At 31.9% G+C, this 24273-nt stretch carries 24 protein-coding genes; 6 read left to right on the forward strand and 18 right to left on the reverse strand.

What is annotated here, in order from left to right; all coding sequences use genetic code 11:
* The first annotated feature begins 36 nt into the window (after nucleotides 1-36).
* The gene (locus ACI5KZ_RS05750; protein WP_109309397.1) at nucleotides 37-1056 is read left to right on the forward strand and encodes an LD-carboxypeptidase; all 1020 of its coding nucleotides are present in this window, start codon (nucleotides 37-39) and stop codon (nucleotides 1054-1056) included.
* Here ACI5KZ_RS05750 and ACI5KZ_RS05755 read toward each other — a convergent pair.
* From ACI5KZ_RS05755 to ACI5KZ_RS05765, 3 genes are all read right to left on the reverse strand, one after another.
* Nucleotides 1053-2903 (reverse strand): chloride channel protein, encoded by a 1851-nt coding sequence (locus ACI5KZ_RS05755; RefSeq protein WP_109309398.1) that lies wholly within the window; start codon nucleotides 2901-2903, stop codon nucleotides 1053-1055. The genes ACI5KZ_RS05750 and ACI5KZ_RS05755 overlap by 4 nt on opposite strands.
* Nucleotides 2904-3084: 181 nt before the next feature.
* Nucleotides 3085-3438: a hypothetical protein gene (locus tag ACI5KZ_RS05760; protein ID WP_406847176.1), complete on the reverse strand. Its 354-nt coding sequence runs from the start codon at nucleotides 3436-3438 to the stop codon at nucleotides 3085-3087.
* Nucleotides 3435-3731: a TFIIB-type zinc ribbon-containing protein gene (locus ACI5KZ_RS05765; RefSeq protein WP_109309400.1), complete on the reverse strand. Its 297-nt coding sequence runs from the start codon at nucleotides 3729-3731 to the stop codon at nucleotides 3435-3437. Before ACI5KZ_RS05765 ends, ACI5KZ_RS05760 begins: the two co-directional genes overlap by 4 nt.
* Nucleotides 3732-3889: 158 nt before the next feature.
* On the opposite strand from ACI5KZ_RS05765, the gene ACI5KZ_RS05770 reads away from it, so the two are divergent.
* Nucleotides 3890-4255, forward strand: a complete 366-nt coding sequence (locus ACI5KZ_RS05770) for a YraN family protein (protein ID WP_406847177.1) — start codon at nucleotides 3890-3892, stop codon at nucleotides 4253-4255.
* On the opposite strand, the gene mfd is transcribed toward ACI5KZ_RS05770, so the two are convergent.
* Nucleotides 4252-7593, reverse strand: coding sequence for a transcription-repair coupling factor (gene mfd / locus ACI5KZ_RS05775; RefSeq protein WP_406847178.1), 3342 nt, complete (start codon nucleotides 7591-7593; stop codon nucleotides 4252-4254). The genes ACI5KZ_RS05770 and mfd overlap by 4 nt on opposite strands.
* A gap of 236 nt (nucleotides 7594-7829) precedes the next feature.
* On the opposite strand from mfd, the gene ACI5KZ_RS05780 reads away from it, so the two are divergent.
* Nucleotides 7830-8261, forward strand: a complete 432-nt coding sequence (locus ACI5KZ_RS05780) for a fructose 1,6-bisphosphatase (protein WP_109309403.1) — start codon at nucleotides 7830-7832, stop codon at nucleotides 8259-8261.
* A gap of 80 nt (nucleotides 8262-8341) precedes the next feature.
* Here ACI5KZ_RS05780 and fbp read toward each other — a convergent pair whose 3' ends face one another.
* A complete protein-coding gene (fbp, locus tag ACI5KZ_RS05785) occupies nucleotides 8342-9349 on the reverse strand; it encodes a class 1 fructose-bisphosphatase (protein ID WP_109309404.1) in 1008 nt (335 codons plus the stop codon).
* Nucleotides 9350-9471: 122 nt separating this feature from the next.
* Between fbp and ACI5KZ_RS05790 the strand changes: the two genes are divergently transcribed.
* Genes ACI5KZ_RS05790 through ACI5KZ_RS05800 form a run of 3 tightly spaced genes read left to right on the forward strand, consistent with a single transcriptional unit; the run spans nucleotide 9472 to nucleotide 13057 of the window.
* A complete protein-coding gene (locus tag ACI5KZ_RS05790; RefSeq protein ID WP_109309405.1) occupies nucleotides 9472-9951 on the forward strand; it encodes a GNAT family N-acetyltransferase in 480 nt (159 codons plus the stop codon).
* On the forward strand, nucleotides 9951-11201 hold the full coding sequence (locus ACI5KZ_RS05795; RefSeq protein ID WP_109309406.1) for an aspartate kinase: 1251 nt from the start codon (nucleotides 9951-9953) through the stop codon (nucleotides 11199-11201). The genes ACI5KZ_RS05790 and ACI5KZ_RS05795 overlap by 1 nt, the downstream gene beginning before the upstream one ends.
* Nucleotides 11202-11224: 23 nt before the next feature.
* Entirely contained in the window at nucleotides 11225-13057 is a 1833-nt protein-coding gene (locus tag ACI5KZ_RS05800; protein WP_109309407.1) for a lysophospholipid acyltransferase family protein, read from the forward strand.
* 8 nt (nucleotides 13058-13065) lie between these two features.
* On the opposite strand, the gene ACI5KZ_RS05805 is transcribed toward ACI5KZ_RS05800, so the two are convergent.
* The 13 genes from ACI5KZ_RS05805 to ACI5KZ_RS05865 form a co-directional block, all read right to left on the reverse strand.
* Nucleotides 13066-13437 (reverse strand): DUF4870 domain-containing protein, encoded by a 372-nt coding sequence (locus ACI5KZ_RS05805; RefSeq protein ID WP_109309408.1) that lies wholly within the window; start codon nucleotides 13435-13437, stop codon nucleotides 13066-13068.
* 60 nt (nucleotides 13438-13497) lie between these two features.
* The gene (locus ACI5KZ_RS05810; RefSeq protein ID WP_406847179.1) at nucleotides 13498-13884 is read right to left on the reverse strand and encodes a VOC family protein; all 387 of its coding nucleotides are present in this window, start codon (nucleotides 13882-13884) and stop codon (nucleotides 13498-13500) included.
* On the reverse strand, nucleotides 13881-14339 hold the full coding sequence (locus tag ACI5KZ_RS05815; RefSeq protein WP_406847180.1) for a DUF1801 domain-containing protein: 459 nt from the start codon (nucleotides 14337-14339) through the stop codon (nucleotides 13881-13883). Before ACI5KZ_RS05815 ends, ACI5KZ_RS05810 begins: the two co-directional genes overlap by 4 nt.
* 27 nt (nucleotides 14340-14366) lie before the next feature.
* Nucleotides 14367-15311 carry a 2-hydroxyacid dehydrogenase gene (locus ACI5KZ_RS05820; protein ID WP_109309411.1) on the reverse strand — a complete coding sequence of 315 codons (945 nt, stop codon included), beginning with the start codon at nucleotides 15309-15311 and terminating at the stop codon, nucleotides 14367-14369.
* Between the two features lie 2 nt (nucleotides 15312-15313).
* Nucleotides 15314-16687: a magnesium transporter gene (gene mgtE, locus ACI5KZ_RS05825; RefSeq protein ID WP_109309412.1), complete on the reverse strand. Its 1374-nt coding sequence runs from the start codon at nucleotides 16685-16687 to the stop codon at nucleotides 15314-15316.
* A gap of 5 nt (nucleotides 16688-16692) precedes the next feature.
* Nucleotides 16693-17484 carry a 16S rRNA (adenine(1518)-N(6)/adenine(1519)-N(6))-dimethyltransferase RsmA gene (gene rsmA, locus ACI5KZ_RS05830; RefSeq protein ID WP_406847181.1) on the reverse strand — a complete coding sequence of 264 codons (792 nt, stop codon included), beginning with the start codon at nucleotides 17482-17484 and terminating at the stop codon, nucleotides 16693-16695.
* A 17-nt stretch (nucleotides 17485-17501) separates the two neighbouring features.
* Entirely contained in the window at nucleotides 17502-17825 is a 324-nt protein-coding gene (locus tag ACI5KZ_RS05835; protein ID WP_406847182.1) for a DUF4286 family protein, read from the reverse strand.
* Nucleotides 17826-17935: 110 nt separating this feature from the next.
* A complete protein-coding gene (locus ACI5KZ_RS05840; protein WP_406847183.1) occupies nucleotides 17936-18448 on the reverse strand; it encodes a GNAT family N-acetyltransferase in 513 nt (170 codons plus the stop codon).
* 8 nt (nucleotides 18449-18456) lie between these two features.
* Nucleotides 18457-20232 carry a tetratricopeptide repeat protein gene (locus tag ACI5KZ_RS05845; protein ID WP_109309416.1) on the reverse strand — a complete coding sequence of 592 codons (1776 nt, stop codon included), beginning with the start codon at nucleotides 20230-20232 and terminating at the stop codon, nucleotides 18457-18459.
* Between the two features lie 178 nt (nucleotides 20233-20410).
* Complete coding sequence (locus ACI5KZ_RS05850) at nucleotides 20411-20536, reverse strand: hypothetical protein (protein WP_406847184.1); 126 nt, start codon at nucleotides 20534-20536, stop codon at nucleotides 20411-20413.
* A 142-nt stretch (nucleotides 20537-20678) separates the two neighbouring features.
* Nucleotides 20679-21950 carry a serine--tRNA ligase gene (serS, locus tag ACI5KZ_RS05855; protein WP_109309417.1) on the reverse strand — a complete coding sequence of 424 codons (1272 nt, stop codon included), beginning with the start codon at nucleotides 21948-21950 and terminating at the stop codon, nucleotides 20679-20681.
* Between the two features lie 45 nt (nucleotides 21951-21995).
* Nucleotides 21996-23312 (reverse strand): HTTM domain-containing protein, encoded by a 1317-nt coding sequence (locus tag ACI5KZ_RS05860; RefSeq protein ID WP_109309418.1) that lies wholly within the window; start codon nucleotides 23310-23312, stop codon nucleotides 21996-21998.
* Nucleotides 23302-24240 carry a bifunctional riboflavin kinase/FAD synthetase gene (locus ACI5KZ_RS05865; protein WP_406847185.1) on the reverse strand — a complete coding sequence of 313 codons (939 nt, stop codon included), beginning with the start codon at nucleotides 24238-24240 and terminating at the stop codon, nucleotides 23302-23304. Before ACI5KZ_RS05865 ends, ACI5KZ_RS05860 begins: the two co-directional genes overlap by 11 nt.
* Nucleotides 24241-24273 lie beyond the last annotated feature (33 nt).

A 24273-nucleotide genomic window follows, 5' to 3' on the forward strand; every position in this document is an offset into this window, starting at 1 on the left:
TAAGGGCTATTTAGAAAAAAAACGTACTTTTACATTATGACAAAAAGCATCTATTTATTACCCTTGTTCTGTCTGGTTTTTTTCTTCGGAAAAAAGACACTTTTAGCACAAGACATCCAATCGAAAAACACACAAATTTTGATACAACCACCATATTTAAAGGCTGGCGATACAGTTGCCATTGTAGCACCTTCAGGAATCTTAAAAAATAAAACAGGTGAAGTACAACAAGCTGAAGATTTACTTAAAAGTTGGGGGCTGAACGTGGTTATTGGAAAACATGTCTTTAGTCAAGACAATCATTTTGCTGGAACTGATGCTGAGCGTTGTGAAGATTTTCAAAATGCCATGGACGATCCAACAATTAGTGCTATTTGGTGCGCTAGAGGAGGTTATGGTACCGTTCGGATATTAGATAAACTAAGTTTCGAAAAGTTTCGAAAAAACCCTAAATGGCTGATAGGTTATAGCGATATTACTGCGTTACACAATCAGTTTCATAACGAAGGGTTTGAAAGCATTCATGCACTTATGTGTACCAGTTTAACCAAAGATTTAAACGATATTCCTGAATCTATTTCAACTTTCAAAAAAGCTATTTTTGGTGAACCTTTAAGTTACACGCTTATTGGAACAGATTATAATAGAATAGGGACCGTTACAGCGCCATTGGTTGGTGGAAACTTAACCATATTGCATACTATGTTAGGATCTAAAACAAGTATTGATACCAGTGGAAAAATTTTATTTATTGAAGAGATAGGTGAGTATAAATACCATATAGACAGGATGTTACAGAGTTTAAAACGTGCAGGTTATTTTGATAATTGTGCAGGTGTTTTGGTTGGTGATATGAGTAAAATGCGTAAAAATACAACCCTTTGGGGAACCTCTATTGAACAACTTATTTTAGATGCACTTTCAGACTACAACTTTCCAGTAGCTTTTAATATGCCTGCAGGACATGAGAAAGATAATCGTGCCATGATTTTAGGGAGAACAATTGAAATGACTGTAGGGAAAGATAAGTCGACGGTTGTTTTTGAAAATAATTAATAACCTTCTGAATAATCCTTTAATAACCTTCGATAATTTGTTAATATTTTAGATCGACTAATAAATCCACAAAATTTCTTATTTTCATCTAACAAAGGTAATTGCCAGACATCTGCTTCATCAAACATTTTTGTGACTTTCATAACCGAATCCGTTTGGTTGATAATGAATGATGGTTTAATAGCTAAGCTGCTTACATTTGTTTCATCGGCAGGTTTTTTTCCTAATAGATAAGGTCGTAAATGCTCTCTATTTAAAATCCCTAAAAACTGATTGTTTTTATCAATAACAGCCATACTATTTTGGTCGCTGTTTCTAAACTTTTGCATAACTTCTTCCATGCTTTCTGTTGTACTTAATATTAACGACGCAGGATTGATACAATCTTTTAATGAGATTTGAGAAAGAATGTTTTGATCTTGCCTGGTGGTGAAAATCTTACCATCTTCAGCTAATTTATTGTAAGCAGGATTAATTGGTGAAAAGAACCTATTAACAACATATGCTATTACAGAAACGATCATTAATGGTATAAATAAATCATAACCACTACTGGTTTCAGCTATCAGAAAAATAGCAGTAAGAGGTGCGTATAAAGCACCAGACATGACGCCTGCCATACCTACTAACATTAAATTTGTAACTGGTACGTTTTGAAACCCCATTAATTCTAAAGCAAAACCGAAAGCATATCCTAAAAAGCCACCAGCGACTAATGATGGTGCAAAATTACCACCATTCCCACCAGAACCAAGTGTTATACTTGTAGCAAAAGCTTTTAATAACGTAGCAAAAGCTAAAAAGATTAATATAATAAGTTGTGAGTCGCCAAAATATTTAAAGAGACTTTCATGTATCAGTTGATTGACATTACCTTGATGTAAAATTTTAATATTGAGATATCCCTCACCAAAAAGAGGAGGAAATGCAACACATAACAAAGAGAGTAAGCCACCACCAACAAGAGCTTTTAATATGACTCGTTTTCCAAAACGTTCAAAAAAATGATGCACTTTTTGACCAACCATTAAAAAATAGCGAGCATATAAACCGGTTAATAAGCCTAAAACAATGTAGTAAAGAATATTAAAGTGGTTAAAAACTTCACGAGTCTGAAAATTAAACAGGATTTCTTCATCTAATATAATAGTTGAAAGCAAACTTCCACAGATAGCAGCAATAACAAGTGGGATAAAATCTGTAAAGACTAAGCCAGTAAGTAAGATCTCAAAAGCAAACATAATGCCTGCAATTGGAGCATTAAACGCTGCAGCAATACCTGCAGCAGCACCAGATGCAAGTAATAATGTTCTTTCTTTAAACCCTAACCGATAACGTTGAGCATAATTAGAACCAATAGCAGACCCTGTAACTGCAATTGGTGTTTCTAAACCTACAGATCCACCAAAACCAACAGTAATTCCACTTTGTATGATTTGAGAATACATTTTAGTAGATTTTACTTTACTTTGATTTTGAGAAATATCTTTTAAAACAAACGATAATTCTTTTTCCTCATCTCCTTTAAAAAAATACTTAACAACCAAAGCCGTTAATGTAATACCCACTACAGGAAAAATAGCATATACAAACATACGTTCCTTAAAAGGAACTTCTGTATTAATAAAAACTTGAATATGATGGACTATGACTTTAAGCACTACACCTGCAAAACCAGCTGTTAATCCAACCGTTACACCTGATAAAATAAGAAACTGAGAACGTGTAAGTCGTTCACTTACCCAAAACAAAAGGATTTCAGCAAAATTAAATTTTCTATAAGGGTAATTGATAAATGCTTTTTTGAATTGTAAAAAGCTATTATAGAGTTTTTTAATTTTATTCATGTTGATTGATAAGTCAATTTAATTTAATGTTTTAAAAAATTAAGATATTTTTAAATACAAGCAGTAAATGGATTTATTCAAACCCTTCAGCATTAAATTATCATGCAAATTTCGATAAAAAATAAAAGAAAGCTTCTAAAACAATTAGAAATTTACACTTTTCTCAATTAATTTACGCATGTTAAAAAAATCGTTTTTGAAACTTAAAAAATAAAAAAGCACCTAAAAAATAAAGTGATACATCTATTACATCTTTAGTATATCTAGGATGAAGTTTTGGCATGAGCCATTCAAAATAGATCGCATAATAAGTCGTTAAAACTAGAACAATACTTAAAGGTACATAAATAGCATCTGTTTTTTTTATAAATCGGAGTGCTGCCAAACTAATACTTAATACCATGGGCATGCATAAAAAATCGTTTACATAAAAGTAAATCCATGAAGGAAGAGGTAATGCTAATCTGCTAGCTACATAAATAAATAAAGCAATAAAACAGAAAGCTATTAGTAAAGGGTTTTTAATAATTTTCATGCGAGTACAGCTGAAAACAACCAAGCAAAAAACATTCCAATAGCCATAAATACAAGCCAGATAGAACGAAGGATTTTAGTAATAAAACGTACTAAAAAAAAGCGATGATTGTTATATTTCTCAAAAGAGGAAATTTCCTTTTCTTTAGATGCAGCTTGTTTTAAACGTTTTTCCTCCTCTTTTTTTAATGCGAGTTCACGTCTTATTTTATAGGAAAGAACGGTTTGACATTCTTCGCAATAATCTCTATCTGTATTATAAACACCACAATTAGGACATTTAATGGTAGCCATGTTATACTCACTTTAATGAATGTACAAAAGTAATACTTATTGTAGGATTTAATTTTTTATTTGAATTAATCATTTTGGGTTGTTAAATGTTTGATTGTTAGTTATCTTTAACTTAAACAATTTACAGGAAGAGATTTCTGAATTCATGGAAACTGAAAATGGCACAACACAACGAACTTGGAGAATGGGGAGAACAATTTGCAGCTGAATATTTAATAAAGAAAGGCTATGAAATTTTGGAGCGTAATTATTTTTACGATCGTGCTGAAGTAGATATTATAGCAAAAACCAATGCAGGAGATAGCATGGTATGTGTAGAGGTGAAAACCAGAAATTCTGATTTTTTTGGCGATCCACAAAGCTTTGTAAGCCAAGGAAAAATTAAGCTTCTAGTAAAAGCTATGGATGCTTATTTAATGGAACATGATATTTCTCTTGAAACACGTTTTGATGTTATTGCAATTATAAAAAATAAATCCACTGAAGAACTCACGCATTTCGAAGATGCGTTTTATCATTTCTAATCAACGATTGGTTTCAAAACAGCCAAAGCTTGTTTTACGGTTTTAATATTCTCGAACGTTAATAATAAGCGCAAGCCATTTCTGGTTTGTTTTTCTTTCATTTTACAAGCGCCTGGATGTTGCTGTACATATTGTAAAACCTTTGTGAATCCATTACTTTGATAAAAACCACTCTTTTGATCGGTTATAAAATACCCAATCAATTTCTTTTGTTTCATCACTACTTTTTCAAGCCCCATTTTAGTAGCTATCCATTTAATTCGAACGCTGTTTAATAAATCGATTACCTGTATAGGAAGCTCACCAAATCGATCCACAATTTCAGACTCAAATTTTTGAAGTTCTTCTTCAGTTTTTATGTTGTTAAGTTGTGTGTATAGGTTTAATCGTTCAGAAATATTATTGACATAATCGTCTGGGAAAAGCAATTCAAAATCGGAATCGATGGTAACATCTTTTACATATTCTTTTTCTTTGCCTGTATCTTCATATAAATCTTTAAACTCATTTTCTTTTAGTTCTTCAATGGCTTCGTTTAAAATTTTCTGATAGGTATCGAAGCCAATATCGTTTATAAAGCCACTTTGTTCTCCACCCAATAAATCTCCAGCACCACGAATTTCTAAATCCTTCATGGCAATATTAATACCACTTCCAAGTTCAGAAAATTGCTCCAGAGCTGTAATTCGTTTTCTGGCATCATCGGTCATTGCTGAGTATTCTGGCGTAATAAAATAACAAAAGGCTTTCTTATTGCTTCGCCCAACACGACCACGCATTTGGTGCAAATCGCTTAGTCCAAAATTATTGGCATTATTAATAAAAATGGTATTGGCATTTGGAACATCAAGCCCGCTTTCTACAATGGTTGTGCTTACCAATACATCAAATTCACTATTAATAAAAGCAAGCATTAAGTTTTCTAATTTTTTACCTTCCATACGTCCATGACCTATTCCAATTTTGGCATCAGGGACTAAGCGTTGTAACATGCCTGCAACTTCCTTAATGTTTTCAATACGATTGTGAATAAAGAAAATTTGTCCACCACGTTGAATCTCGTAGGTAATGGCATCTCGTATAGTTTCTTCACTAAAACGAATTACATGGCTTTCAATGGGATAACGATTTGGAGGAGGTGTGGTAATAACCGACATGTCTCGTGCTGCCATTAAACTAAATTGAAGTGTTCTTGGAATTGGAGTAGCAGTAAGGGTTAACACATCTACATTTTCTTTAAGTGTTTTTAGTTTTTCTTTAACGGCAACACCAAATTTTTGTTCTTCGTCTACAATTAACAGTCCTAAATCTTTAAATTTTACGTTTTTATTCACTAGTTGATGGGTTCCAATAATAATATCGACTTGTCCATTTTCTAACTGTTCTAAAGTCTCACGTTTTTCTTTAGCTGTTCTAAAACGGTTTAGATAATCTACAGTAACAGGAAAGTCTTTTAAACGCTCTTTAAAAGTTCTAGAATGTTGGTAGGCCAAGATAGTTGTTGGTACTAAAACAGCTACTTGTTTTCCATTATCTACGGCTTTAAATGCGGCACGAATAGCAACTTCGGTTTTACCAAAACCAACATCGCCACAAACTAAACGGTCCATAGGTCTTTCGCTTTCCATATCTGTTTTTATATCAGTGGTTGCTGTGGTTTGATCTGGTGTGTCTTCGTAAATAAAGGAAGATTCTAGTTCCAATTGCATGTGACTGTCTGGATGGTATTGATAACCTTTTTTCAGTTTACGTTTGGCATATACCTGTATCAAATTAAACGCAATTTCTTTAACTCTAGATTTCGTTTTTTGTTTAAGGTTTTTCCAGGCTGCAGATCCTAATTTGTAAATCTTTGGCGCCTTACCATCTTTGCCATTGAATTTCGTGATTTTATGTAGCGAATGAATGCTTAAATACAAGATGTCGCGTTCGCCATAAACCAATTTTATGGCTTCTTGTTTTTTGCCTTCTACATCTATTTTTTGTAAACCACCAAAACGACCAACACCATGATCGATATGTGTAACATAATCGCCAATCTCAAGATTTGTAAGTTCCTTTAATGTAATGGCTTGCTTTTTGGCATAGCCATTTTTAAGATGGAATTTATGATAACGTTCAAATATTTGATGGTCTGTATAACAAACAATTTTATTTTCGTTGTCGACAAATCCTTGATATAGAGATAAGACAATGGTTTTATATTGAACATTTTGGTCTACATCTTCAAAAATATCATGAAAACGTTTGGCTTGCTGTTCGCTTGAGCAAGCTATATAATTGGTAAAACCTTTATCGTGATTGGTGTTTAAATTTTCAATTAATAGATTGAATTGTTTATTAAATGAAGGTTGTGGAAATGTGTTAAACTGAATGACATTGTCGTTAGTATTAAAAATAGCTTGCGATCCAAACTCAACAACCGTATAATCCAATAACTGCTTTTTTAATAAAGTAGCATTGCAAAACAGTTCTTCTGGTTCGGCATGTTTCAATTCGGATGATAAGCTTTTAAAGGCTTCTACGGCTTTTTCAAAAAAATCATCGATTCTTGAAAACAAAAGATCACTATTTTTAGTAAAAACCACAGTTTTAGAAGCGATATAGTCTAAAAAACTTTGTCTGCTTTCGTCTAAAAATTTATTTGCAACATTTGGAATGATGTTTATTTTTTTGATTTGCTCTGTAGAGAGTTGTGTTTCTACATCAAAGGTTCTAATGCTATCTACTTCATCGCCAAAAAACTCAATTCTGTAAGGCTCATCATGGCTAAAAGAAAACACATCGACTATTCCACCTCTTACTGAAAATTCACCTGGTTCAGTCACAAAATCGACACGTTTAAATTTGTATTCAAACAAGACTTCGTTTACAAAATCGATAGATAAATTATCATTTATAGAAATTTTAAGGGTGTTGCGTTCCAGTTCTTTTCTAGTGACTACTTTTTCAAATAAAGCATCTGGGTATGTAACAATAATGGCTGGTTTTTTACGCGAGTTTATTCGGTTTAAAACCTCTGATCTTAAAAGGACGTTAGCATTATCGGTCTCTTCAATTTGATAAGGTCTTCTATAGCTTCCAGGATAGAAAAGGACATCCTTATCGTTTAGCATCACTTCTAAATCGTTTAAGTAAAAGGCAGCTTCTTCTTTATCGTTAAAGATTAATAGAAATGGTTTGTCAGCTTCTTTAAATGTTTCTGTTAAAACAAACGATAAAGAAGAACCAATAAGGCCTTTTAAATGTGTTTTACTTTGATTTTTGGCAATAGCAGTTTGCAGATTTTGTGTTTGCAAAGCCTGTGCATATGTTTGCGAGAGAAGAATTTTGCTCACGTATTTTATTTTGAGCAAAGATAGTATTTACATTTTTTTAGTCGCAGATTAACAAATATTTTTTTCTTCATTTATTGTATGGGTTTCTTATGTATATTGAAGTCGTTATGCTTAAGTTAAAAACCAACTTTTGAAGCTTTAACGTATGAAAAGAATGTCCTAAAAAAAAGCAATATTTATATTTTAAAAGGTAGTATCTTTGTCTATATTTGCACGACTTTTAAAACAAAAAAAATATGTCATTTTTAGATTTATTCGATAGTGGATTTAAACAACGTAATGAAGACCATTTTGCAGCAATTGTTAGAGTGGCTATGGACGATGGAATAATAACAGATGAAGAGAAAGCGTTTTTAGATCGTTTGGCTCGTAATTTAGATATTGGAGAAGACACGTATAAAGAAATTCTTAAGGACTATAAGTCTCACCCTATAAATCCACCTGTATCTTATGATAGACGTTTAGAGCGTTTATACGATTTGTCTCGTATGGTTCATGTGGATCATATAAAAGGCGATACCGAAGTATTGGTGCTTAAAAAGATAGCTGTAGGTTTAGGTTTCACGCCAGATAACGTTAAGTATGTGGTTGATAAAGCATTAACCTTAGTAAGTAATGGTGTGGATTTAGATACTTTTACTGAAGAAATAAAAAACATGAATAGATAGATTATCTATTATAGCATAAACTTAAAAAAGCGAGTTATTTTATAAAATAACTCGCTTTTTTTGTGTTTTATATTTGCCTGTTATTTGGCATTTCGCATAAATTCTTCTGCTTTTTCCACCATGTTTTTACTGCCACAAATAAATGGGACACGTTGGTGTAATTCGGTTGGTTTAACGTCTAGAGTTCGGTTAAAGCCATCACTTGCCTTGCCATTAGCCTGTTCTGCTAAGAAAGCCATCGGATTACATTCGTATAATAATCGCAATTTTCCGTTGGAGTTCTTCGAACTTTTTGGATACATATAAATACCACCTTTAATCATATTTCTATGGAAGTCTGAAACTAAAGAACCAATATACCTACTTGTATATGGCCTATCGTCTTCTTCCATTTGGCAATATTTAATATAATCTTTAACACCTTGTGGGAAATGGATGTAATTTCCTTCGTTTACAGAATAGATATTTCCATCAACAGGAAATTCCATTTTTGGATGTGACAAGTAGAATGTTCCAATTGCTGGATTTAATGTAAATCCGTTTACGCCATCTCCAGTAGTATACACTAACATGGTCGATGTGCCATAGACCACATAACCAGCAGCTACCTGTTTACTACCTTCCTGAAGAAAATCTTCTATAGTTACTGGAGTACCAACAGGAGTAACACGTCTATAGATAGAAAAAATAGTTCCAACAGATACATTCACATCAATATTAGAGGAGCCATCTAAAGGGTCAATCAGTACGATGTATTTATTCTGATTATTTTCATCTTGACTATTAATCGATATAAAGCTATCTTCTTCTTCACTAGCAATTCCGCAAACAATGTTTCTGTTTTTTAAAGTTTGAATAAACTTTTCGTTGGCATAGACATCTAACTTTTGTTGGTCTTCACCTTGAACGTTTGTATCTCCAGCAGCACCAATAATATCTACTAAACCAGCTTTGTTTACTTCGTGGTTTACTACTTTTGCTGCCAAACGAATAGAATTGATTAGTCGAGATAATTCTCCAGAAGTATATTTAAAAGACGATTGATTTTCAATGATAAATTCTCCTAAAGTTTTGTTTTTTCTTGACATGAAGTTTCAATATGTTGATTGTATTGCAAATATCGTATTTTTTAGCAAACTACAACGTTTTCAGAACGGATTAATAATACAAAATAGGCAACTTTAAACTATCTTTAACCCAAATTTTTTATATGAAAATCTCTATTCGGGAAGCCATAAGGGAAGACATGGCAGCTGTGTTAGAATTAATTAAAGAACTAGCTATATTTGAAAAAGAGCCAGATGCTGTTGAAGTAACTGTAACAGATTTAGAACGTGATGGTTTTGGTAGTAAACCTGAATTTCGTTGTTTTGTGGCCGAGGTAGAAAATAAAATAGCTGGGATTGCCTTAGTATATAAACGTTACTCTACTTGGAAAGGCTCTGTATTACATTTAGAGGATTTAATTGTAAGTAAGCATATGCGAGGGAATAATATAGGAACATTGTTATTGGATGAAGTGGTTAAATATGGCAATCAGCTAAACGTTAAGCGTATTAGCTGGGAGGTTATTGATTGGAATGAATCTGCTATCTCTTTTTACCAAAAAAAAGGAGCCAACGTAATGAGAGATTGGGATGTTGTTCAGCTAGACGAAAAAGGAATTAAAGATTATCTAACAAACATATAATGCAAGTATTTAAATTTGGAGGTGCATCTGTAAAGGATGCTAATGGTGTTAAAAATTTAGTAACTGTCTTACAAAAGATGGGTTTTAAAAATACGTTGATTGTGGTTTCAGCTATGGGAAAAACCACCAACGCCTTAGAAATGGTAATAGCTAATTATTTTGATAAAAAAAACGAATTACAAAGTTCGCTACAAGACGTTAAAAAGTTTCATAATGCCATTTTATTAGACTTGTTTGAAAACGAACAACATCCATCTTTTAAAAGAGTAAATAGTTTGTTTGAAGAATTATCCTTGTTTTTAGAGACCAATAAATCGCCAGATTATAATTTTGTTTACGATCAAGTAATAGGTTATGGAGAGTTGGTTTCAACAATTATTATTAGTGAATATCTTAACGAAGTTGATTTAAAGAACAATTGGCTTGACGTAAGAGAGTTTATTAAAACAGATAATTATTATAGGAGTGCCCATGTTAATTGGGACATAACGCAACAACAAATTTTAAATAAATTTGACAAAGGTATTTTAAATATTACTCAAGGGTTCTTGGGGAGCGATTCTAATAATTTTACAACAACTTTAGGCAGAGAAGGAAGTGATTATACAGCTGCTATATTTGCATATTGTTTAAATGCCGAAAGTGTGACAATCTGGAAAGATGTTCCAGGAATTTTAAATGCCGATCCACGTTATTTTGAAAACGCCCAACTATTAAATAAAATTTCATATAGAGAAGCTATTGAATTAGCATTTTATGGAGCATCAGTAATTCATCCTAAGACATTGCAACCTTTACAACGAAAAGAAATTCCATTATTTGTTAAATCGTTTTTGGAACCTGAAAACAAAGGGACAAAGGTTTGTAAAGAAGCTGGGCTAGATCCACAAATCCCTTGTTTTATTGTCAAGAAGAATCAGGTTTTGATTTCGTTATCTTCTTTAGATTTTTCCTATATCGTGGAAGATAATTTAAGTGATATTTTTAAATTGTTGCATTTATATAAAATGAAAGTGGATGTGATTCAAAATTCAGCCATTAGTTTTTCGGTTTGTGTAGACAATATGTACCAGAATTTAAATCCATTATTACAACATTTAAAGGCTAAATTTAAAGTAACTTGTAATGAAAAGGTGTCTTTATATACCATACGACATTACAATCAAGCTGCAATTTCTCAAATTGAAAAAGATAAAGAAGTGTTACTGAAACAATTAACACAAGAAACGATGCAGATAGTTACTAAATAAACAATTTCACTACATTTGTATTCATGAACAATCAACCAGATAAAGGATTAGTTACAGCAAAAGAAGTAGCTAAAGCCATTCAATTAGATTCCTATGGCTTTATAGGAACCTTTGTTGGTTGGATTCTTATGAAAGTCTTGAAAATATCGACACTAAACAATATTTATAATAGAAACAAGCATCTAGAGAAAGTCGATTTTTTAAATGGTATTCTAAGTGAGTTTCAGATTAAATTCGAAATTCCTATAGAAGATTTAAAACGTTTACCAAAAGATGGTGCCTATATTACAGTTTCAAATCATCCACTAGGAGGGATAGATGGTATTTTACTTTTAAAATTGATGCTTGAACAACGAGATGATTTTAAAATAATTGCCAATTTTTTATTGAATAGAATAGAACCTTTAAAGCCTTACATCATGCCTGTTAATCCTTTTGAAGACAAAAAGGATATAAAATCTAGCATTGCAGGTTTTAAAAATGCTATTAAACACTTACAAGAAGGTCATCCATTAGGGGTGTTTCCAGCTGGTGAAGTTTCAACCTATAGAGATGGCAAACTTTTAGTAGATAAACCTTGGGAAGAGTCTGCCATGAAGCTAATAAAGAAGGCTGAAGTTCCTGTAGTCCCAATTTATTTTCACGCCAAAAACAGCCCACTTTTTTATAAATTATCTAAAATTAGTGATACGTTTAGAACTGCCAAACTGCCTTCGGAATTATTAACACAGAAACGTAGAACTATTAAAGTAAGAATAGGAAAACCTATTTCTGTTGCAGATCAAAAAGAGCATCAAAGTCTTGAAGAGTTTTCAGAATTTATAAGAAAGAAAACCTATATGTTATCAAATTCTTTTGATGAAAAAGGAAATTTATTAAGCAACATTTCTTCTACTTTAAAAGTGCCAAAACCTCCAAAGAGAATTGTAACACCAATCTCAAAGGATCTTATGAATAAAGAGGTTGATGCCTTGAGAAAAAGAGATTGTAGGTTGTTACAAAGTAAAAATTATGAAGTCTTTTTAGCCACCTCTAAAGAGATGCCAAACATATTAAGAGAGATTGGAAGGTTACGTGAAATTACCTTTAGGGAAGTTGGAGAAGGGACAAACGAGGCCATAGATTTAGATTCTTTTGATACCTATTATCATCACATGTTTCTTTGGGATAGCGAACAAGAGCTTGTTGCAGGAGCCTATAGAATGGGATTAGGGTCAGAAATATTTGCTAAACATGGTATTGATGGGTTTTATCTACAAGATTTATTTAGGTTTGAACCAGAATTATTTAAAATGATGAGTGAGTCTATAGAAATGGGGCGCGCTTTTATTATTAAAGAGTATCAGCAAAAACCCATGCCATTATTTCTACTTTGGAAAGGCATTGTACACACAACCTTACGTTATCCTGAGCATAAATTTTTAATTGGAGGGGTTAGTATTAGCAATCAATTTTCAAATTTCTCTAAATCGCTCATGATAGAGTTTATGAAATCTCACTATTACGATCCATATATTGCTCAATATGTTCATCCTAAAAAAGAGTTTAAAGTAAAACTGAAGGATGCTGATAAAGATTTTGTTTTTGACGAAACGGAAGCTGATTTAAATAAATTCGATAAAATTATCGATGAGGTAGAACCAGGTGCATTACGCATGCCTGTCTTACTCAAAAAGTATATAAAGCAAAATGCCAAACTGGTTGCTTTTAATGTCGATCCCTTATTTAATAATGCGGTTGATGGATTGATGTATATAAAAATTGCCGACCTACCAGAAAGCACAGTAAGACCTGTTATGGAAGAATTTCAGGCTGAATTAGAACAGAAACTTTCCGAACAAAATGAGGACTCTTAAATGTGTTATTATAACGATTTAAACCAATCTTGAAATAAGTCTCCAAACAATGGAATAGGTTTCATTTCTCCACTCATAGAGCCCACCAGACTTATAAGCCATAATACAAAGACTCCTATATTCACAAACCACCCAATAACTGGAACAAAACTTAATAATATGGCGCATAACATCAGACCTAATACTTGTCTGATATAGAAAGAACCATAGGCGCTTTTATTATTGTTATTCATTATAAAGGCAATAATCCAGCCTATGATAGTAATATGGGCGATGATAGCCACATTCTTTGAGTCGTTTAACACGGTTCTAGCATCGTTAGAAAACTCTTCAGCTTTTTCCTTAAAGTCTTCTCCAAAATTTTTATTTTCTTCTGTCATGATTTAATAATTTAAACAAGGTAATTCTAAAGATAATAAAAATAATAATGACATCAATGTTTATTTGAAAGCACTATCAATTGGCTCCCAAAGTTCTATTTTGTTACCATCGTTGTCTAAAATCCAACCAAATTTCCCATAGTCGTATTCTTCCATTTCACCTACTACAGTTACACCTTCTTCTTTTAAAGTTGCTAATAATTCTTGCAGATTTTCTACACGATAATTAAACATGAAATCTTTTTTAGAAGGCTCGTAGTATTTAGTGTCTTCGGCAAAGGGGCTCCATTGTGTTGAACAATCTTTCCCTTCTTTATCTTTCCACCAAAACGTACAACCATATTCATCAGTATTAAAACCTAAATGTTTTTTGTACCAATCTTTAGATGCTTTTGGATCTTTGGTTTTAAAGAATAAACCTCCAATTCCTGTAACGCGTTTTTTCATTTCTTTTTAATATTAGTTTCGTAGATTTTAATCCATTCTTTGACAGTTATTTTGGTGCATAAATCACCTATTAAATCAAATGGGATTTCATCTATTTTTTTAAATCTAATACAACTTTTTCCCATGTCTAGTTTGTGTTTGCAGTATTTAGGATATTCATTAACAAACCAATCATGGATATCTGGATTTGCATAAATACCACTATGATATAGATTGATGGAATTTTTCTGTGATGCAAAACTCATAAATGGTAATGGCTCTGATGGCTTACAATGGTAGCCACCTGGATATACAGAATGAGGTACATAATAACCAATCATGCCATATTGAATCCCTTCTTCAAAACCTTTTGGAAGATTTATATTTATAGTTTCTCGAAGTTTTTTTAAAGCGCCTTTACGTTCTTCTGGAACTTGATTAATATAGTCTTCTGGAGTGTCTGCTTTATATTGCATGCTTTTGTGTTTCTTTATGTTATAAAGTTAACAAAATTTCTCTTTAATTTTATCGACTATAGTTTGTGCTAATTTCTCTTTACTTTCAATAGTCCATCCAGCTACATGGGGTGTTAAAATAACATTCTCGGCTTTTATTAAATATTTAAATGCCAATGGCATTTCTTCATCACTTCTGTTGAATAAGTTTTCAAAAGATGCTTTTTCGTATTCCAAGACATCTAGTCCTGCACCTAAAATTTTACCAGATTTTAAAGCCGAAACCAAATCGTCTGTAACAACACTTTTTCCACGAGCAGTATTTATAAACCAAAATGGTTTTTTGAAAGCTTTGATAAACGAAGCGTCTATCATGTTTTGAGTTAAAGGTGTTTGTGGTGTGTGAAGACTGACTACATCCACTTTTTCTTGAAACTCTTTTAACAATACTTGTTTAGCGTTTTTATCGCCAACATGCTCTTTAATATCATAACACAAAACATCTACATTGAAACCTGAAAGTTTTTTAGCAAAGGCTTTTCCCATATTTCCATATCCAATAATACCTACAGTTTTGCCATCTAATTCGATTCCTCGATTGGCTTCACGTTGCCATTTACCTTCACGAACTTCTTTGTCTGCTTTGTTAAGCTTATTAAATAAAGACAGCAACATGCCTAAGCTGTGTTCGCCAACGGCATTTCTATTACCTTCTGGAGCAGAAGCAAGATATATGCCTTTATTTTCTGCATAGACACAATCTATATTTTCTAAACCTGCTCCAACTCTTCCAATAAATTTTAAGTTTTTAGCAGCATCTATAAATTGTTTATCAATAGTAAACCGACTGCGAATAATAACGCCATCATATTGATGGATTTTAGCTTCAATAACCTTTTTTGATGATGTATAATCTTCATCGTTTTGGAAACCTAAATCGGTTAATTGTTCTATTATAAGTGTATGATTGGTATCGAGATGTAGGACTTTCATAATTAGAAACCTAAAATAAGTTTGGCTATTAAAAAGTAAGTTAAAATGCCAAATACATCGTTACTAGTAGTTATAAAAGGTCCAGTAGCAACAGCTGGATCAATGCCTCTTTTATCTAGGAATATTGGAATAAATGTACCAATAAGAGCAGCCATTACAATAACTGCAACTAAGGCAATAGCAATGGTTATAGATACAATATAAGGTGTTCCAAATACAAAATGAGTAATTGCCAACCCAATTAAAGCAATAGCAAATCCGTTTACTAAACCTAATAAAAACTCTTTGAACAAACGTTTCAAAATGTTGCCATCAACACTATCGTTGGCAAGACCCTGAACCACAATAGCAGACGATTGAACTCCTACATTTCCTGCAGTTGCTTGAATTAATGGGACAAAACTTAGAAGTACTATAAAGTCTCCCATTTCTCCATTAAAGTGTTCGATAATACTTGCAGCTCCAAGACCACCAAACATACCAATTAATAACCAAGGTAAACGAGCAATAGTTAATTTCCAAATACTATCATCTGCTTCAACATCTCGAGAAATACCAGCTGCTAATTGATAATCTTTTTCGGCTTCTTCTTTCATGACATCAACAATGTCGTCAATGGTAATTCTTCCGAGTAGTTTTTGATTGTCATCAACTACTGGAATGGCTTCTAAATCGTATTTCTGCATTACCTTTGCAACATCTTCAGCGTCATCATGAACATTGACAGAATCTACATTCGAGTTTGATATTTCAGCTATTTTTTGTTCGCTTTTAGCAGTAATTAAATCTTTTAAAGAGAGTCTTCCTATTAATCTATCTTGTTTGTCTACCACGTAAATGGAGTGGACTCTTGTAACATCTTTTGCCTGCCCTCTTATTCTGCGCATACAGCCAGCAACTGTCCATGTTTCGTAAACTTTAACCAGTTCTTTTGCCATAAGTCCACCTGCAGAATCTTCATCATAAGCCATAAGCTCCCGAATTTCTGCTTTGTGTTCTTCGTCTTCAATTTGTGAAATAACTTCTGCTTGTCGCTCTTCTGGTAGTTCGCCAATTATATCTGCTGCATCATCTGTGTCTAACTCTTCAATCTCTTCAGCAATCTCTTTGTTAGATAAGTTTTTTAAAACCTTTTCTCGATTGTCTTCATCGAGTTCCATTAAGATTTCAGACGTAGTCTCTGAATCTAACAATTTAATAATATAGACAGCTTCTTCTAAATCTAACTCGTCTAAAATTTCTGCAATATCTGCATGATGATACTCTTTTAGGATGAGTTGAAGTTCCTTATCGTTTTTAGTTTCAATAAGTAATTCTACTTGTTCTATAAGTTCATCGGTGAGTTCAAATTGTATGTTTTCGGTTTCTTCAGACAAAGGATTTAGCTATTTATATCGTTTTCAATTAAAGAGGTTAGTTTTATAAATTCAGAAACACTTAATTGTTCTGGACGCATCCCAAAGATACTATCTTCTCTTAAATTATCGCTTAAATTCAAAGTTTTTAAACTGTTGCGAAGTGTTTTTCTTCGTTGTTGAAAAGCCGTTTTAACTACTTTAAATAATAAGTCTTCACTACAAGGAAGCGTATAATGTTCTTTTCGTTTAAGTAATAACACGCCTGATTCTACCTTTGGAGGAGGATTAAAAACGGTTGGAGGAACTGTAAATAAGTATTCAGCATCGTAAAAGGCTTGTGTTAAAACCGAAAGAATACCATATACTTTATTGCCTTCTTTAGAACAGATGCGTTGTGCAACTTCTTTTTGAAACATGCCTGCAAATTCAGGAATTTGCTCACGCATTTCTAACGTTTTAAAGACGATTTGAGTTGATATATTATACGGAAAATTTCCAATAATGGCAAAGGATTCGTTTTCGAAAACCTCGTTTAAATTGTATTTTAAAAAGTCTTGTTCAATAACTCTATCTGCTAAATTTAAATAGTTGTTTTTTAAATATTCTACAGATTCTGGATCTATTTCAATAACATGTGTTGTTGTTTCTTTTTTTAACAGATACTTTGTTAGAACTCCCGTTCCTGGACCAATTTCTAAGACGTGTTTATAACCTTTAAACGATAGAGTATTTGCTATTTTTTCAGCAATAGACTCATCGATTAAAAAGTGTTGTCCTAGATGTTTTTTTGCTTTTACTTGATGGTCTTTAGACACAATATTAATTTGTTTTATTATTTAATTGTTACAGTAAACTCGTCGATTATTTGAAGCTCTGTTCTAAAAGTCAGCATTTTATCTGCGAATTTTTTTAAACCATCGAGCCTTAATCTATCTGCATGATGTGTATAATAAGCTTCTAAATGGTCTCTAGATTTTGCTCTATATTGAATGGAGTAGGTGACTCCTCCCATATCTTCTTCCACAAGAACGCGTGTTAATTTTGCTTCTGTGAAATTATCTGTTGCTAATACTTGTGGTATATGCTCTTTTATCCATACAAGCCATTCATCATGAATGCTTTCGTCAATATTGACTGTAACGTTGTATATAATCATGGTTGATAATTTAAAAAGGTCTATTAGATTTTAAACAGGTTAAACCTAAAAATTAAACTCCAAAGGTATTCGCAATGCTCAGTGTCTGAAATTTAATTATATGATTTATATTATAAATCTATTGCAAATAACAGAAGTTCTTCGTCATCTTCAAAGGGTTTGACTCTTTTTTCAAAAGATAAGCCTAATTTTTCTAATAATTTAATGGAATTGGTATTTGTTGGAAGTGTAATTGCAACAATTTTATCGAGATTGAATTTTTCTTTTGCTAAATTTAATATAGTTTGAGAGGCCTCAAAACCAAAGCCTTTGCCTTCGTATTCAGGTAACATAGCAAAGCCTATATCGACATGTTCTAAACTCTCTCTTTTTATTAACCCACAGGTTCCAATATTTTTATTATTTTCTTCTTTAAGTTGTAGTTTATAAAAGCCAAACCCATAGGTTTGATAACTTTTAAGATGCCCATTTTTTATGGCTTGCTGAGCTTGTTTTAATGTTTTTATTTGTCGATCTCCAATATACTTAATCCAATTAGGTGTATTAACTAGTTCTAAAAAAAAATTGGCATCATCTAAGGTGATTTTTAAAATAATTAGTCGGTTAGTTTCGGCGATTTTCATAAATAGAATTAATTTATAAAATCGCCACGAAGTGCCCTGAAATTATTTCTAGCATCTACAAAATAGATGCTGTCCTGATGCTCAAAGACTATTTTCTCGAAAAGCTCTTTAGCTTTTTCTGGTTGATTGAGTTTTTTGTAATACAGTTCTGCTAAATAAAATAGGGCATCGTCGGCAAGGATATCGTCACCGAAGTTTGTAATGATTGATTGATAATTAGCTTCAGCTTTATGGTATTCTTTCTTTAATTCGAATAATTGTGCTTGTTTAAATAAGGCTTGATCTTCTATGGTTTTGCCTTTATGTTCAGTTAAAATTTCATCTAAAAGCACAATGGCTTCGTCGTTATTATTCTGAAAAGCCATTAAATCTGCTTTAGCATAAAGCTTTAATCCAGCTTGTGTAGAGTCTTCATATTTGTTGTCTGTAATGAGTAACATAAGTTCTAGAGCATCGTTTGCAATGAGTTGAGATGTTGAAGATTTTAGTATTTTTAATTGAGATTCTGCCCATTTAAAATCACCTTTATAATAACTGGTTTTTGCCACTTTATATCGCGCTTCTTGCGAAATGGTACTATTTTTTAAATTGCGTTGTATTTGAGTATAATAAATTAATGCTTCGTTAAATTTTTCTTGTAATACTAAGATGTCTCCAAGTTCCATTTTAGCTTCAGCTTCTTGAAATGAAGATAATGGAAGTTTTAATGCTTGTTTTAAAAAAGAAATTGCTTCGTTTGGGTTGTGTTTGTAAAAGGCTAAAAAATGGGCATAAGATTTTTGGATATAGAATGTTTGTGGAAATAAGCCATAGGTATTAAATACTTCTTGATACTGTTTTTTTAAGTCATCATATTCAGATTCTGAAGCTATTTTTGTTTTAATTTCTAATAAATAATATATGGCATTTAATTTGGTTTCTATATCCTGTGCAGTATCTGCTAAATAAGAAAATATCGATATGGCTGTTTCAGATTCATAGTCATTTAAAGCAATATGAGCTAATTCTTCAATTCTATTTAAACTTTCTGGTTGTCTGTAAAAGATGGCTTTTTCTTGAGCAAAGGCTTTGTTATAATCTTTTTGTTGGACAAAGAGCCAACTTAACATTTCGTTCCAAAGTAAATTTTGGTCTGTTTGTATTTTTTTAAGAAGAATTCGTTTTAAAATCAAGTTGCTTTCGCTATCACTATTTTCTGTAATAAACTCGTTAAAAGCTCTTTTTATAGTGTTTAAATAAGTGTCGTTAAATTCTACAAAATTTAAATAGCTGTTAAACATTTTTTCTACATTGCCTTGTTCGCCATAGATTCTTGCTAATTGGATATTAAAATTTAAATCTGGTTTTAGCAACATGGCTTTTTCGTATGCGGTAATAGCTTGTTCTAATAACGACCTGTCTTCAAATGTTTTACCTATAATAAAGACATAATTAGGGTTTTCATCTAGAGTTGCAATTGCATTATTATAATACTTGTTAGCTTGTACTAAATTATTTTTTAACTGATAATTATAACCTAACTCTATTAAAAGTGGTGGGTAATTAACACGAGTTAATTGATCTAATAATAATGCTTGAGCCTCATCAAGTTGTTCTAATTGTTGATGTGTTTTTACTAATTGTAGAAGGTAGGTGTTGTTATTAGGAGTTTTGTTATATAGTCTCTGATAAGAAAGTAGTGCTTTTTCAAAATCTCCATTTTTAAAATACTCTGATGCCACAAGGTCTTCTTGAGAAAAGACATTGAAACTAAACAAAAAGCATATTAATAATAGAAACCTCATAGCATTACTTTGTGTAAATATAATAAATGTGGTTTGTAGAAAATGTAAATGTTATTATAAAAAAAATGCCTGAAGGTTATTCAGGCATTAACCAACCAAAATAAATGTGCTATTAATCTTGTTTATTTAACATGATTCAAATATTCGATTGGGACAAATTGTACTAAATCAAATTGATTTATTCTGTTGCAGCAACAGTCATGTGATTATTTTCAGATTTTGGTAATTCGAAATCTGAAAATAAGACTTTACTAGCTAATACAACGAGAGCAATAAGCAGAAAAACACGTTTTACATTTTTCATGAATAAGTAGGTTTTTATTTGGGAGTACTAACATGAAAAAAATATTTTAATAAACAAAGTAAAACGCTAAAAATTCGTTGAACAACGTTGTTTTTTAGCGTTTTATCGATAAAATAGGAAATATCCTACAGTATTTAATAAGTTAATTGATGATGTTAAAACCAGTATATGGTATTAAAACTTCTGGAATTTCAATCCCATCTTTGGTTTGATAATTTTCTAAAATACCAGCAAGAACTCTCGGTAAGGCAAGCGAACTTCCATTTAAAGTATGAGCCAATTCGTTTTTGCCTTCAGAATTTTTAAATCGCAGTTTGAGTCTGTTTGCTTGAAAGGTCTCAAAATTTGATACTGAAGAAATTTCTAACCATCTGTTTTGTGCTGTAGAAAACACTTCAAAATCGAAAGTCAATGCCGAAGTAAAGCCAATATCTCCACCACAAAGTCTTAAAATTCGATAAGGCAATTTAAGTTCTTGAAGTATGATTTTTATGTGATTAACCATTTCGTCTAAAGCCTGATAAGAACGATTTGGATGTTCTACGCGTAAAATTTCTACTTTATCAAATTGGTGCAATCTATTTAAACCCCTAACATGTGCACCATAACTTCCAGCCTCACGTCTAAAACAAGGTGTGTAACCTGTAATTCCAATAGGTAAATCGGTTTCATTTAAAAGAACGTCTCTAAAAATATTAGTTCCAGGAACCTCTGCCGTTGGTATTAAGTATAAGTTATCTTGGGTTACATGATACATCTGTCCTTCTTTATCAGGTAATTGTCCAGTACCAAAGCCTGATGCTTCGTTAACCAAAAGAGGTAATTGATATTCTGTATAACCAGCAGCTGTATTTTTATCTAAAAAATAAGCAATTAATGCCCGTTGTAATCTAGCTCCTTTGCCTTTGTAAACAGGAAATCCTGCTCCTGTAATTTTGTTACCCAATTCGAAATCTATAATATCGTATTTTTTAGCTAATTCCCAGTGTGGAAGTGCTTCGCTATGTAACACAGGAATGTCTCCTTCTTTAAATATTTCTTCGTTGTCATCTTCTGTAGAACCATTTGGTACAGTTGGATGTGGGACGTTTGGAATTTTATATAATAATTGGTTTAAAGATTCAATTGTGTTATTGAGTTTTTCTGTAAATTCTTTAGTAACCTCTTTAAGTTGTGTTGTTTTTTCTTTTAATACATTAGCTTCAGCAGTATTTCCAGATTTGTATAAGTTTCCAATTTCTTTAGAAATAGCATTTGATTCTGCCAAGGTATTATCTAATTGCGTTTGTAATTGTTTTCTGTCTTCATCTAAATTAATCACGTCCTCAATCATTTGAGTCGCATCGATATTTCTAACGGCTAATCGTTTTATAACATCTTCCTTATTTTCTCTAATAAAAGGTACTTGTAGCATGTATTGTTAATTTTAAGCGACAAATTTAATGAATTACTCAGTAAATTAATCTTGATTTGAGGGTAAAATCCAATCGCTATGTTTAAAAACAGACCAAGGAACAGCAGCCATGTCAACATCTGGATTGATAAGCTGTTTATAAGGCTTCCCATTAATTCTGATTTTACAATCGACATATACTGAAATATCCTCTCCTTTATTGGTGTAAACTTCTTTTAAGTGTTGCGAAAATTGCCAAATAACATCTGGTTTCGTAGATGCCAAATGAATTTGTTTATGACTTAGATAATCTTGAAGATTGATAAATGTTGGTTTTTTAGTCTTATTATTTACTACTTTATAAACTGCATACCCTTGTTTAGAACGAAGCATCATTCTCCAAGAGAGTCTATGGCCTTCTTCTGTCCAAAGGACATCGTCTTTTATAAAATGATGTCTTAAAGGAAGCGCTATCTGAACGATAAAGTATATAGAGAAAATAGCTATTAATGTTTTTTTGTATGAAGGAATAAGAATTTCCTTTTCAGTGTAAAAAGATTTCTTTTTTAAAAAGATTTGGTGAATGGTTCTAGGTTCAAAAAAGAATAGAGCAAATGCTAAAGATAAATACGGGAAAATGCCCACTTGAAATACAATAGAATTAAATAAATGAAAGAAAATCGATATAAAAAATGCCCACTTTCTAGTTGGTTTATAAAGTAATAATGGGATAATTAAACCATCGAATAAAATGCCTCCATAGGCTAAAAAATAGTGCAACCATTTTTCTTGTAACAACTCACCAACCAAGAAATAATGTTGTTTGCCTCTCATTAAGATTTCTATGAAAGAAGTGTTTAGCCAATCTGGATATAACTTAGCAATGGATGCATAGGTATAAACAATTAACATTTGTAAAATAAATATTAATCGACACCAATTAGGCATGGAAATACTATTTATACTTGGGTTGTTTTTTGCATCTAAAGAATAATATCTATTTGCTGGTTGAAAAACCATGAAAGCACTAAGTAATATTAATAAATAATAGTGATTGTTATACGAAGCTTTTTGCATGAAGTAGGTTCCAGCCCACATGATTGTAAACATAAGAGCACTAAACCGATATTTATAACCAAGCATAATCATTAAACCAAACAATCCCATGACTATATAATACGCATACATGTAGTTGCCAGGTAATGGTTGTAGCCATTCGAAACCTATAAAAGAAAAAGTAAATTCTGGATCAATAAGGGTTTTTTTTATCCATCCTGTAAAAATGGCACCAACAGACTCTAAAAAACACAACAGACCAAAAATAATTCTAAACACGATTAGGGAACTATTGTCTATTTGTTTAAAGAGGAGTTTATCTATCATGATGCCTTTCAATAAAATTCATAGAAGTTTCTTTGTCTTTTTGTAATTGCATTTTAAGTTCTTTAACCGAATCGAATTTTTGCTCGTCTCTAATTCTATCTAAAAGTTTTATAGTTAATATTTCATCATAGATAGTTTGATTAAAATCAAACAAATGTATTTCTATAGATTGTTTGTTGTTTGAATCTATGGTTGGATTTAGTCCTATATTCATCATGCCATAAACGACTTGATTAAGAATTGTAGTTTTAGCAATATAGACCCCTTGTTTTGGGATTAGTTTATAGGTTTCTTTTATATCGAGGTTAGCAGTTGGAAATCCTATGGTATTGCCTAACCCTTTACCTTTAACCACCTTTCCAGTAAGTATAAAACTATCTCCTAAATACTTGTTGGCTGTTTGTATATCGCCATCAGCTAAAGCATTTCTAATTTTTGTAGAGCTTACAGAGACCTCATTAATATCTTGTGCAGAGATTTCTTCTACATCAAAGTTGTATTGTTTGCCAAAAGCTTTTAAATCGTCAATGTTGGCTGAACGGTTTCTGCCAAAATGATGATCGTAACCAATAATTATTTTTTTAGCATGAAGTTGCTTGATTAATATTTCTGATACAAATGCTTCGGCAGAAATACGTGAAAATTCTTTGGTGAATTTTTTAATAACCAACACATCTAAACCAAGTTGTTCTAAAATAGAACTTCTTTCGTCTATGGTATTAAGAAGTTTGATATTAGCATCTTTTTGCAAGACCATTCTTGGGTGAGGAAAAAAAGTTAAAACCACAGATTTTAAATTACTTTTTTTAGCTGTGTTTACAATCCTTTCGATAATTTTTCGATGTCCAATATGGACACCATCAAAAGTTCCAATGGTAACCACTGTTTTCGAGTTAAAATCTGAGGGTAAGGAGTCAAAAATTTTCAAACGTCTTATTATTTCTTCAAAAATAAAAAAAGA

The organism is Xanthomarina sp. GH4-25 (assembly GCF_045363175.1).
Lineage (GTDB): Bacteria > Bacteroidota > Bacteroidia > Flavobacteriales > Flavobacteriaceae > Xanthomarina.

Excerpts from the sequence above, each read along its gene's own strand:
- ACI5KZ_RS05750 (WP_109309397.1), top strand. The coding sequence starts at position 37 with ATGACAAAAAGCATCTATTTATTACCCTTGTTCTGTCTGGTTTTTTTC.
- ACI5KZ_RS05755 (WP_109309398.1), bottom strand. The coding sequence starts at position 2,903 with ATGAATAAAATTAAAAAACTCTATAATAGCTTTTTACAATTCAAAAAA.
- ACI5KZ_RS05760 (WP_406847176.1), bottom strand. The coding sequence starts at position 3,438 with ATGAAAATTATTAAAAACCCTTTACTAATAGCTTTCTGTTTTATTGCT.
- ACI5KZ_RS05765 (WP_109309400.1), bottom strand. The coding sequence starts at position 3,731 with ATGGCTACCATTAAATGTCCTAATTGTGGTGTTTATAATACAGATAGA.
- ACI5KZ_RS05770 (WP_406847177.1), top strand. The coding sequence starts at position 3,890 with ATGGCACAACACAACGAACTTGGAGAATGGGGAGAACAATTTGCAGCT.
- ACI5KZ_RS05780 (WP_109309403.1), top strand. The coding sequence starts at position 7,830 with ATGTCATTTTTAGATTTATTCGATAGTGGATTTAAACAACGTAATGAA.
- fbp (WP_109309404.1), bottom strand. The coding sequence starts at position 9,349 with ATGTCAAGAAAAAACAAAACTTTAGGAGAATTTATCATTGAAAATCAA.
- ACI5KZ_RS05790 (WP_109309405.1), top strand. The coding sequence starts at position 9,472 with ATGAAAATCTCTATTCGGGAAGCCATAAGGGAAGACATGGCAGCTGTG.
- ACI5KZ_RS05795 (WP_109309406.1), top strand. The coding sequence starts at position 9,951 with ATGCAAGTATTTAAATTTGGAGGTGCATCTGTAAAGGATGCTAATGGT.
- ACI5KZ_RS05800 (WP_109309407.1), top strand. The coding sequence starts at position 11,225 with ATGAACAATCAACCAGATAAAGGATTAGTTACAGCAAAAGAAGTAGCT.
- ACI5KZ_RS05805 (WP_109309408.1), bottom strand. The coding sequence starts at position 13,437 with ATGACAGAAGAAAATAAAAATTTTGGAGAAGACTTTAAGGAAAAAGCT.
- ACI5KZ_RS05810 (WP_406847179.1), bottom strand. The coding sequence starts at position 13,884 with ATGAAAAAACGCGTTACAGGAATTGGAGGTTTATTCTTTAAAACCAAA.
- ACI5KZ_RS05815 (WP_406847180.1), bottom strand. The coding sequence starts at position 14,339 with ATGCAATATAAAGCAGACACTCCAGAAGACTATATTAATCAAGTTCCA.
- ACI5KZ_RS05820 (WP_109309411.1), bottom strand. The coding sequence starts at position 15,311 with ATGAAAGTCCTACATCTCGATACCAATCATACACTTATAATAGAACAA.
- ACI5KZ_RS05835 (WP_406847182.1), bottom strand. The coding sequence starts at position 17,825 with ATGATTATATACAACGTTACAGTCAATATTGACGAAAGCATTCATGAT.
- ACI5KZ_RS05840 (WP_406847183.1), bottom strand. The coding sequence starts at position 18,448 with ATGAAAATCGCCGAAACTAACCGACTAATTATTTTAAAAATCACCTTA.
- ACI5KZ_RS05845 (WP_109309416.1), bottom strand. The coding sequence starts at position 20,232 with ATGAGGTTTCTATTATTAATATGCTTTTTGTTTAGTTTCAATGTCTTT.
- ACI5KZ_RS05850 (WP_406847184.1), bottom strand. The coding sequence starts at position 20,536 with ATGAAAAATGTAAAACGTGTTTTTCTGCTTATTGCTCTCGTTGTATTA.
- serS (WP_109309417.1), bottom strand. The coding sequence starts at position 21,950 with ATGCTACAAGTACCTTTTATTAGAGAAAATAAGGAAGATGTTATAAAA.
- ACI5KZ_RS05860 (WP_109309418.1), bottom strand. The coding sequence starts at position 23,312 with ATGATAGATAAACTCCTCTTTAAACAAATAGACAATAGTTCCCTAATC.